This window comes from Vibrio sp. B181a (genome assembly GCF_030248375.1).
GTDB lineage: Bacteria > Pseudomonadota > Gammaproteobacteria > Enterobacterales > Vibrionaceae > Vibrio > Vibrio campbellii.
On record NZ_JAHGAD010000095.1, the window covers coordinates 1 to 2,739 of the forward strand.

Genomic DNA, 2,739 nt, shown 5'->3' on the forward strand with positions numbered 1-2,739 from the left:
GTAGGCAGCATCATAACAGCAACGATTGGGGCCTTTGTCCTGCTCTTTGTTTACAACCGATTCTTAAGAAACTAGCGTTGACGTCAACGTACAAATACCACAGGAAGAACTATGCTTGAAGTGTTTGTCATTGCAGTCATCATTATTGCCGTACTCAAATTGATGGGCGTTAACTTTCGATAACCACACGCTCTTTATTCGTAGTAAGAGGTAGGACGATTTCTGCCAATCTGTAGCAATCAGAGAATGGAGCCGGCAAAAATCGTCCTAAAATGGCGACTCAACTACAGAGACTGCATACAAACCTTACGCGTTTGCTCTACAGAAGACATGATCAAACAAAAGTTGACCCCATCTTTAACAGATTCAATCCGATAGAAAGGCTTTGTTTGGCCATTTAAGTAAACGGTGATGTGTCGCTGTGATATCGTCAAATCATAGTAGCATTGCTTACTTGTTAGGCGGGTTCCGTAGACAGTAAACCCTTCTTCACTTGCATATCGACTAATCAGCTCAAGCAACTTTTTGATCATGAAAACACCGTTCAATTTAAAAACTGGATGCGAATATATATTGAACAAGTAGCGTTAAATCAGAGTAGAGTAAAAGCTCAGTCATGATAGCATCATGCCTGCAAATGAATTCATGCATTACTATTTATCTAGTCCAATATCATATGTGCATGCGTTAACGCTTGGTTATTTACCTTGATATTCATCACTTACTTTTCTAACTCTACTCTGCGCAAGAGACGACCCTTGGGGCCAATAGCCCCTTCATAACAAGAGGCTATCAGCTGGAAAGTCCATGGGTTGGCTAGAAGTAAAAACGCGTCCCAAACAAAATCTGAGTTTTATCATTCTGTGCCGAGCCGTCGCCATCAACATAGATATCTTCCGTCGCCATGTTGTAGTTAACCTCAGCAGAGAGAGCAACTTGAGGGTGAATGAAATATTTCACACCGCCAGCAATCTGGAAGTTAAAAGCATCTTCGTCTTGATTGAGCACTTCACTGTAAGCATATTGCGCAGCCGCACCGATGTATGGCACCCATTGCGAGTCGGTTGGGAAGTTGTATTCAGTAAAAACCCCAAACTGATAAGCTTCGGTGTTATCACTTAAAGACATATCCAGTTCACCACCCACTTCCCAGAAGTCTCGAATGAAATAGCCGTAAGAGCCATTGAAATCAAAGAGATAATCATCAATATAATCAAAGTCAATACTGCCTTGAACACCAATCTCGTTAGTGCCCTGAGTCAACATTGGAGCGTTACTCTCGTAAGCATAAGCCTGAGCGGTAAGTAGTGTGATTGCGAATAAACCTAGCTTCTTCATTTCTGTATCCTTCTTTAATGAGTTAGGACAGCCGTCCCACCAGGTTCAAAAATAATGCATATAAGTGCATATTAAAAATATCATTAGATAAAAAGAGAATTTCCATCACTTAATCTAAGTCGCCAGAGCCACCTACTTTAAGAAATGCAGTCAAATGCCATTTCATCATCACATCCCCTTAGTCTCAAAAAGACATACACTACGATAGTACCGCTTTGATCATACAAATTTCTCTGCAATCATTCGCTTTCCTGTCGGCTCTAATGATTGAATAATGTTTTTTTGAGGATAAAAGTAGCCTTGGACAAGAAGAGAACAATCATTAATCTCGCCGATTTGAACTCTTACTGAGAGCTCTTCACCATCTTGCCATGTATCCCTCACCCGCGCCTTACACTGCTCTCCTCGTAATTCAAAGCTGAATTCAGAGACCTCAGCTTGATCCTTAGGTTGATAGTTTTTGATGGCTGTACTTATTAAGGTGTTAGATATTTTCTCGCGCTTCTTGGCCGAAATCATCTCTAAAGAGCTTTCTTTTATAGGACCGTAGACTCCACTTTGATTCAGTGCCTCTAGTATTTTTTTCATGTTTCCGCCAGTATGCGGACTGACGAAAACAGAAGATCGAGATCCATGAGGCTTCCCTAATATCTCTGTTCTCATATTCCACCATGTCTCTGCAACTTCAGCATACTTAGCAAGCTTGGTCTGCTCTTCCAGAAACCACCTTATAGCGTCTTTACCTCTAATCGTTCCATCCCCTTCCAACTCAATGTCAATGGCTTCTACAACTACTGGATGAGAATGATCGGAGTACAGAGGGGAATCTAATTTATAAGCCTTCAACCCAGGTAACCCATTCGCATACTCGATAATTTGATTTGCCTCATCTTCCCCATAGGGGCAGGTTACAAACCCTCGAACAAAGTATCTCGTATGATCAATTCCACGATAAAGGGAGTTTAAACACCGACCATCGAGAGCGAGTGGTGCTGGTATAGAAAGGATAGGATGCCAGTAGGGATAAGAATCCACACAATTCCCGAGGCGCTCTAAAACGACATTGAATGCATCTTTTGCTGCTTGAGGATCACTGACGTTTTGAGTGAGATATTTCATAGCAGCAGTGTTGGCCACCGCTGAAGTGTTTTTTTGTCTAAACTCCATAATTCACAACCCCAAACCTTTCTCATTAAATAAACTTACGCATAATTGCATTTTACGTAAAATAAATAAATTTACAAGTTTCGAATTACTTAAAGTAGACAAGCCAGTTTCCTTTAAGTGTACCCAAAACATACCACTGGAGTTTTACCCATACGCCTACCATTGAGTAATGCATATAAAAACAGTAATTGAGTTAAATGTTAAAATTTTGGCTATGTCATTTAAGTATACCTA

4 protein-coding genes are annotated in these 2,739 nt (G+C 40.7%); 1 reads left to right on the forward strand and 3 read right to left on the reverse strand.

Going from position 1 to position 2,739, the window contains the following annotated elements; translation table 11 throughout:
- Positions 1-9: 9 nt before the first annotated feature.
- Positions 10-75, forward strand: coding sequence for a hypothetical protein (locus KIO97_RS24865; RefSeq protein ID WP_285384249.1), 66 nt, complete (start codon positions 10-12; stop codon positions 73-75).
- A 209-nt stretch (positions 76-284) separates the two neighbouring features.
- Here KIO97_RS24865 and KIO97_RS24870 read toward each other — a convergent pair whose 3' ends face one another.
- The 3 genes from KIO97_RS24870 to KIO97_RS24880 form a co-directional block, all read right to left on the reverse strand.
- Positions 285-533 carry a hypothetical protein gene (locus tag KIO97_RS24870; protein ID WP_038876174.1) on the reverse strand — a complete coding sequence of 83 codons (249 nt, stop codon included), beginning with the start codon at positions 531-533 and terminating at the stop codon, positions 285-287.
- A 283-nt stretch (positions 534-816) separates the two neighbouring features.
- Complete coding sequence (locus KIO97_RS24875) at positions 817-1,338, reverse strand: outer membrane beta-barrel protein (protein ID WP_285384248.1); 522 nt, start codon at positions 1,336-1,338, stop codon at positions 817-819.
- Positions 1,339-1,557: 219 nt separating this feature from the next.
- A complete protein-coding gene (locus KIO97_RS24880; protein ID WP_045499554.1) occupies positions 1,558-2,505 on the reverse strand; it encodes a hypothetical protein in 948 nt (315 codons plus the stop codon).
- Positions 2,506-2,739 lie beyond the last annotated feature (234 nt).

What these genes read in the sequence shown, in the direction of transcription:
- KIO97_RS24870 (WP_038876174.1), bottom strand. Translation starts at nt 533, where the DNA reads ATGATCAAAAAGTTGCTTGAGCTGATTAGTCGATATGCAAGTGAAGAA.
- KIO97_RS24875 (WP_285384248.1), bottom strand. Translation starts at nt 1,338, where the DNA reads ATGAAGAAGCTAGGTTTATTCGCAATCACACTACTTACCGCTCAGGCT.
- KIO97_RS24880 (WP_045499554.1), bottom strand. Translation starts at nt 2,505, where the DNA reads ATGGAGTTTAGACAAAAAAACACTTCAGCGGTGGCCAACACTGCTGCT.